We start from the raw sequence: 7345 nt of genomic DNA, 5'->3' as shown, positions 1-7345 counted from the left end.
CTCCTCCAGTCATCACACAAGAGATGGAATCACAGAAAAAGGCCCAAAACCAGAGGGTTCTTCGAACCCTCCACGTCATGCAAGGGATTATGGATCGTCTCTCACAAAAGCGGGGTTTAGTGAGGTTTCATCAAAGGGGCCATTCCAAGCAGGAGATGTTGCCGTTATCCAACCTATCACAGGGCACCCAGATGGACATATGTGTATGTTCGATGGTAGTAATTGGATATCAGATTTTAAACAGAACAGCTTATATCCTGGGCCAGCATATCGCAATGAGAAACCAATCTATAAAATTTATCGGTATCCGAAACGGATATAAAATATTATCACTCTGTATTTTTACTCTTTTTCCACTCTGGGCATATGCCCAGAGTATAACACCAGCACAGGAAGTTCTGGAATTTTATCAAAAATACATGATAACTTGCGATCATATGTTTAGTAATGGTGCGAAAAAAAAACGTGATGATTTATTTTGCAACATGGATATTGGAAAATATATTACAAAAGAATTACACAAAAAAATAATTTCGGCCTATAAATCTGGAACTTACAGTGATCTGACTGGAGATAGGAATTATTTCACCCATACTCAGGATTTCGATGCACGATGGGCCTCTTTTATGTCTGTCACAGAAATAAAGGCAGATAGAAATAATTCAGTTATTCGACTTCTCATGAATTTTCCAAAAGGGGCTGGTGAACCGCTTGCAGTGTGCGTCAGGCTACACCGTGAAAGTAGTGTTTGGAAGATTTACCAGGTAGACCCGTCTCTGTATACTGACCTACCTGACTGTAAGGATAACTGAGTAATTCATTACAATGTTTATATGTATTTATGTAAATAAATATATTTAATATTTATAATATTAAACAAACAATCAACAATATATTCTGTTGTTTCAGTTGTGTGTTTTGCATGAAATGGTCAACAGGATTTTCTGTTGACTGATAAGAGAAAAAACACAGCAAGGTTCAACAGGAAACCTGTGCGACTATATGTTGAAAAAATCAGACACAGACGAAATACCCCGGATATCATTCGGAAACAGGTCTGCTGGATTAACCCTGATGGGAAAGCATCGGACATGCTGCTTCAATGAGAAATAAGCCATGGAGAAAAACAGAACAGACTTTCAGGGAAGATTATACCCTTCACAGGCAAACCATGCTTCTATGGTTCATTGATGGAGGAAACCGGAAGTTCACTACAAAACAAAAAAATCTGTAGTGACCTTTGAAACCAGAAACAGGTTTTCCAGATGAATCTGGTGAAACAGATAAAACGCGAAATAAGCCACACAGAGACACGGAACAGGAAGGAAGGGTATAATCTTCCCCTGTAGGGTAAAAACCGTCTCCACGGGTCAATTATGGAGATTTACGGGGGATATGGAACGAACCTGACAGAGTGAATTACAAGAAACAGAGAAAATGAGCCTGATTCATCTGAAAGGGATATGGAAAAGAAAAGAACCAAAAGAAAAAAGAAAAAAAGAATGTTGGGTGGATTTCATAATCCATAGTTATCCGTCCCCACCTGTCTCACGTTAAAAACAAAACCAGAACCTTACAAAGTCCCTGATTTTTTCATTCTGTAATAAGTCGCTCTGGAAATGTTCAGGGCTTCCCATGGTTTGGAAACTGACAGATTATTGTCCGTAAGCCATGCTTCTCTGGTCTGTCCCTGACTCGTTGGTCTTTCCTTACGTCCTTCAGTCTGACGTTTTGTGCGTTTTCTGAGCAATCTTTCCTCATGGTCAATGAGAACGCTCAGATGTTTCATTTCCTCGCGGGTAATGCCTAATTTCTGAATGATGGTCTTCGTGCCGGTCGTGTAGCCCTTGTGTCGTTTTTTGGCTGAATAGTCCTGACCAGCTTTCTTGTAGAGGGTCTGCATGGCGTTGTGCATATGTTTGGCAATATATCCCTCATCAATCACGCCTTCAGCCCATTGTTCCAGATTGGAGGGGAGATTGTCAGGATTGGATATCTGAGCCAGCAGGATACCTGCTTCATGGCAGAAAATATCACATTCCCCTTTGCGAACTGGTCCCCTGTAGCGCAGGAAGCCAAGCGTTTTCAGATCATACAGTCCTTTCTTGGCCCATGAGGCCCATCCCTTGAAACCCTGGGCTCCACGTTCGTCAGGAACAAGCTCATTGGTTTTCCTGCGAGCCAGATATTCAACCCTGGCTTTTTCACGTCTCTCCTGTCTGGCTATCTTCTGCTTTTTGTAATCCTCGTATTTCTTTGGAAGAACCATGTCGCACAGGGTCGAGAAGTCATAAAACTTCCCTCTGTAATCAAGGAACTGGCATGTGTGTCGCCTTGGATGATGGGAGTTCACACTCCCAGGAAGACGAAAGACACGTGAAAAATCATAGGTTGCCTGGTCTGCTCCCCATGGAATGAATTTTCTTAACAGTTCTCTGTGAGTGGCCTGAAAGCGTCCCTTGCATCGTGCTGGAACAGGACATTCAAACGTATAATGCAGATAAATCCCTCTGCCAGAACTGAGGATATTGGAGGGACGGGGAATGTTGTTGTCATCGCAGAACCTGAGCAGGATTTCATAATTCTCCCCAAGGTCATGATATTGAATGGTGGGGTTGGTTTCATATTTGTAGCAATCAAGGTCGATGCAGATATGGTCAAAAACCGCGACAAACTCACCCCTGCGACTGCATTTGTAAAACCAGTTCATAGAGATATAGGAATCTTCAATGTCCTGGGCCATGTCAAAAACGGTTTCGTATTCCGAGATATGGTAAGGTTTATCCCACCATGTTCTGCCTTTTGCATCAGGCTGTTTTAATTTCTGACCCATGATGAAAAACAGATTGGCATTGTAAGGCATGAACCTTTTCATCCTCCAATCATATGGATATCTGTCGAGTGCTACTTCAGGTTTTTTAAATGCTAGTCCCATAAAATTTTTCTCCTTTAATCAGGATGAAGAAAAAATTACGAGAACTACATTTTTTACTTGACTAATTCATTTAAATACTACATAATCAATTCATAAAAACAGTGCTTGTTTTGCTCTCGGTGGCCTCCTCTCCATCGTATTTGTTAAAGTCAGATGTTTCTCGCATCTGGCTTTTTCCATTATTAAAGCATGAAATGTTAATTTATGCAAGTAAAATATAAACTGTAGTTATACACAAATCATATTGTGAATAAATATGTATTTTTTTACTTGACAAAATACCTAAAATTTTGCATACTAAACTTACACAAAAACAGTAGTTTGGATGGAGTAGTTCCCCATCTGTGTTATGGAAGCCAGATTCTCACAAGTCTGGCTTTTTTGTTGTCCAGATTTCAGAGCGTCCTTTGTTAAACTGGTTGTTGAGCCATTCCTTGTAATATCCAGTCTTCCTTGCCTGTGTTCCTGTCATACTGGTTGGACAGGTCTGTTCAACAGGGAAGGAAACATATGGAAGACACTACGAAAACATGGGGCATCAGGGGGATTTCTGCTGATGTCAGGCAAGCTGTCATTACACAGAGCCAGAAGCAGGGCATGAAAGCTGGAGAGTGGCTGACATTGGCTATTCTGGAAAAAATCAGACAGGACAGAAATGCAGGGAAAGCCCTGATGGCTTCCAATGGGAAACCTGCTGTCAGTGCAGAGGATGCTTCTGCCGTTCTGGCTTTGCTCGAACGTCTCCAGGGTATGGGAATTGAACCTCCTGACAGAATGAAGAAGCAAGCCACCATGCTGGTCAGGAAGTGCATATCCTCTGTCAGAAAGGGAACATCAGCCAGACAGGAAATGGGAAGTGTCTGACTGATGTGAATTCATTCAGGCCTGGAGTTTCAGGGTTCCGTCTTTGACCTGACGGAAGATTTCCATCCATTTGTTTTGTAGAGCTTGGTCTGAAGTCTCGAACTGCCATTTAGGTTGATTGACATCCCTGATGGTCACAAAGAAACCACTGGCTTCTGCATTTTTTACTCTCTGTTGGCTATTGACGATTTCATTGTTAATGCCCTGGCTTGGGGTTCCACCATATAACATTCCACCTGTTTGTGTGCCGTGACTCCACTGGCGAACGTCATCCCAGTTAAACTTGACCATGCGACCTATATTGTCGGTCATGAAGAAGTCGCGTCCATTGAACGCAATGAAGTTGGGGTAAGCCATAACTTTGGACCACCCCAATCGAGTAGTGCGACATTGAAGAATGGCAAGACTATAATCGGCATAGATAATTGGCTTTTGATAGGTTTCAATTTTTTGTTTTATTTTTGAATATTCTGCATTTAATATTGCGCTGTATTTTTTATTTATTAGTTTACCTCCAATCAAATTATAGTATGCCATTCGTAATAGCCAAAATATGGGAAAAGGAAGCAAACATATAAAATATGTAGTTACGAACATGCCTATCGCAGAGAGTATAATACTTTCATGTGCGTTTCTTTCACTGCCAAATAGAACAGCTAGAAACCCCAAAAACGTCACAAGTGATGCACATATAACAGGAATTTTGAAGAACAAAAGACGAGCTATATACTTGTCTGTTGCCTGTTTAATATTAATCCCGTCTGAGATTTTTTCAATAACAATCATGACAAAACTCCCATGTCAGAGGACAGGGAACAGCACATTTTTCTGAGCCTGTTAAACGTCACGCAAGTCTCCATCATGTAAAAAATTCTTTCAATATAGTATACCAGAAACACATATTTATGATATTCTAGAATAAGTGCATTTTTATTGATGAAACTTCTGTATCGTAAATCTGTATCACCAATGGAGTAATTATTGATGGAGAAATAACATGGATTATGGCTATGCCCGCGTATCAACTGACGACCAGACCAATGACCCACAAATCAAGGAGCTGGTGCGTTATGGTCTGACTTCCCGCACGATCAGGACAGAGAAAATTTCAGGGAGTGTGCTGGCGAACCGGAGACCTGTGCTCTCAGGACTGCTCAAGGCTCTGAGGAAAGGGGATACGCTGACAGTGGTGAAGCTGGACAGGCTTGGCCGTAATGCAGTGGATGTCCTGTCCCTGATTGATACGCTTCATGAAAAAGCCATAAGCGTGCGTATTCTCAATCTTGGGGTTGATACGGCCAAACCATCGGGAAGGCTGTTTCTGACCCTTCTGGCTGGCTTTGCGGAGTTTGAGAGGGAGATTATCAGGGAACGCTGTATAGCTGGTCTGGAATCAGCCAGGGCCAATGGTGTGCATCTTGGGAGAAAGAGTTCCCTGACCAAACATCAGAGAACACACGCCCAGAGGCTCAGGGAGGAAGGGAAGTCTGTCAGTGAGGTCGCCCGTATCCTGAACACCTCACGCATGACAGCATGGAGAGCCATGAACCCTGTTCAGGCTGTATCATAAACCGCAGTTCTGATATGAAACCAGGACATGACAGCCAGAGCTTTTCTGCCATGTCCCGGAAACGTGGGGTTTTGATACATTTTGATTTTTCAACGAAATGTGAAAGCTCATATTAAGTGTGATGGGGAAATATAAAAATATTTCTGCCAAAATTTATGTTCTTATTTTGTTCGTATTCTGTTATTGGTTGAGAGAAGGAGAGGTAGCTAATAAGCTTTAGAAGTCATGATGCATTAGCGTTGTGGCCTTCGGTGAAGGGGTGGTGTTTTAAATGCTTAATACGCTGTTTAGACTGGCATTGACGTTTAACGCCACATTTATGGTTGTATTGGTTTTCGGTGTGCAAAATAAATATACGTTATTTAAAATATTTCCTCATGTTAGATGGTTTTCTGATATTCCAGATTTTTTTTCATATATAATTTATATCGTGATAATTTTAGTATTTACTTATGGTGTTCTTTCTATGAGTAAATTTTCGGGAGTGGACTCTTTTTCTCCAGATGCGGTGGATAGCATTGAGTGCGCAAATAACTCATTTATGCCAAATTATCTGGGATATTTTTTTGTTTCTACCGGCATTAGTGACAAATGCACATTTGTGATTGTGTATTTGATAATTTTTGTTTTCACGTTTTCATCTAGGTCTATCTATTTTAATCCCTTGTTTCTTATTTTTGGGTATAGTTTTTATACGATAAAAACAAAAAAAGGTTCTGTGATTTCTCTTGTTAGTTCACGATCTTATAAAAATCCTTCTGAGGTTGACATCAAAAAAGTACATCGTATTAATGATTATACTTTTATAGAGCGGGGGTAATTTTAGATGGATTATGTCATGGCTCATATCAAGAGCCGAATAAGCCCAAATTACAAAAAACTACTTTCTAATGTTACTCTTTACCCAAGTATTGACTTTGAAAGCATTGATAAGATCCCATATTCTCCAGATCATAATCTTGACGATGATTCATATTTTGTAATTAATGATTTTAGTAATCAATCTTTTTTTCTGCCTATATTAAAATCTTACCCTGATTCCACAGATTATAATAATATTTCTTCCTCTGATTTTGCTAATATATCGTATATTATTTCCATACAAAATGAAGGTTTCTTCTTTCAGAAAATAACTCCGGCCTCTTACATAAAGAAAAAAACGATAAAATTTGGAGATAGTGCTGAACTAGAGGCGGTTAGTGATAGAATTATAGTGCGTGAATTGGCTGATGCTGTTTATTTAAAAGATAATGACTGTCTTTTGTTTAAAAACCTTCCTACTATTTCTTCTATATTTAAGGGAATAGATCAATTGTATAAGGAAGCTACAGAAGGTCAGGTTGCAGATTTTTTGTCCAATAATTTTATAGTGCTTATGGCAGGATTTGAAGCGTGTGACGTTTCTAAGCCAAATAGAAAAAGAATTGCAATGGCTATAGAAACGCTAGAGAGGATGACGCAAGAAGACAAATCTAATATATTGGAATATATAAAAGATTATTGCGGTGAAAAAATAACATTTAATGAAAATGATGGTTGCTTTAATATATCTTGTGATAATGATTTAAAGAATGTGATATATGGTATTGAGCAAAGGTTTTATACAACAATTTTCGGTGGAGAGCGGAGGCTGGCCAATTCAATTGTAGCTCTATCAAAAAATTAAAAACATTAAGAATTTATGATTTTATTTTTTGTATAAATAAATTGTTTAGATTCCAGTAATCAGGATATTTCACGCTTTCTGCAACCTTTTTTAGGTTCACAATATCTACATCATCAAAATAGACAGTGCTTCCGACTGACTTGTCGTGGCTTTCATGTCCCAGAAAGTCATCAATCCAGGATTCACGTAACCCACCCTCGCCATGCTCATGAATGTTCCTGAGTTTGGTAGACACGTGGAGGGTTCGAAGAACCCTCTGGTTTTGGGCCTTTTTCTGTGATTCCATCTCTTGTGTGATGACTGGAGGAGT

At 39.8% G+C, this 7345-nt stretch carries 7 protein-coding genes and 1 pseudogene; 5 read left to right on the top strand and 3 right to left on the bottom strand.

The window, feature by feature from the left end:
- A partial coding sequence (locus AB2L51_RS14790) for a DUF3828 domain-containing protein (RefSeq protein WP_395583017.1) occupies window positions 1-812 on the top strand: 812 nt, incomplete at its 5' end.
- Between the two features lie 761 nt (window positions 813-1573).
- Here the strand turns inward: AB2L51_RS14790 and AB2L51_RS14785 are convergent.
- On the bottom strand, window positions 1574-2935 hold the full coding sequence (locus tag AB2L51_RS14785; protein ID WP_395583018.1) for a hypothetical protein: 1362 nt from the start codon (window positions 2933-2935) through the stop codon (window positions 1574-1576).
- 510 nt (window positions 2936-3445) lie between these two features.
- On the opposite strand from AB2L51_RS14785, the gene AB2L51_RS14780 reads away from it, so the two are divergent.
- Window positions 3446-3799, top strand: coding sequence for a hypothetical protein (locus AB2L51_RS14780; protein WP_395583019.1), 354 nt, complete (start codon window positions 3446-3448; stop codon window positions 3797-3799).
- 15 nt (window positions 3800-3814) lie between these two features.
- On the opposite strand, the gene AB2L51_RS14775 is transcribed toward AB2L51_RS14780, so the two are convergent.
- Complete coding sequence (locus AB2L51_RS14775; RefSeq protein ID WP_395583020.1) at window positions 3815-4585, bottom strand: DUF4755 domain-containing protein; 771 nt, start codon at window positions 4583-4585, stop codon at window positions 3815-3817.
- Between the two features lie 211 nt (window positions 4586-4796).
- On the opposite strand from AB2L51_RS14775, the gene AB2L51_RS14770 reads away from it, so the two are divergent.
- The 3 genes from AB2L51_RS14770 to AB2L51_RS14760 all read left to right on the top strand — a co-directional run bounded on the left by AB2L51_RS14770 (window position 4797) and on the right by AB2L51_RS14760 (window position 7035).
- On the top strand, window positions 4797-5369 hold the full coding sequence (locus tag AB2L51_RS14770) for a recombinase family protein (RefSeq protein ID WP_275178421.1): 573 nt from the start codon (window positions 4797-4799) through the stop codon (window positions 5367-5369).
- A 271-nt stretch (window positions 5370-5640) separates the two neighbouring features.
- Window positions 5641-6189: a hypothetical protein gene (locus tag AB2L51_RS14765; RefSeq protein ID WP_395583027.1), complete on the top strand. Its 549-nt coding sequence runs from the start codon at window positions 5641-5643 to the stop codon at window positions 6187-6189.
- A gap of 18 nt (window positions 6190-6207) precedes the next feature.
- Window positions 6208-7035, top strand: a complete 828-nt coding sequence (locus AB2L51_RS14760) for an ATP F0F1 synthase synthase (RefSeq protein WP_395583028.1) — start codon at window positions 6208-6210, stop codon at window positions 7033-7035.
- Between the two features lie 13 nt (window positions 7036-7048).
- Here the strand turns inward: AB2L51_RS14760 and AB2L51_RS14755 are convergent.
- Window positions 7049-7345: pseudogene (locus AB2L51_RS14755) on the bottom strand (hypothetical protein); the annotation flags it as partial.

The organism is Acetobacter fabarum, from assembly GCF_040702925.2.
In the GTDB taxonomy this organism is placed as follows: Bacteria; Pseudomonadota; Alphaproteobacteria; order Acetobacterales; family Acetobacteraceae; genus Acetobacter; species Acetobacter fabarum_B.
Note: the sequence above shows the minus strand (reverse complement) of the source record. Positions and strands in the feature narration are given on the sequence as shown.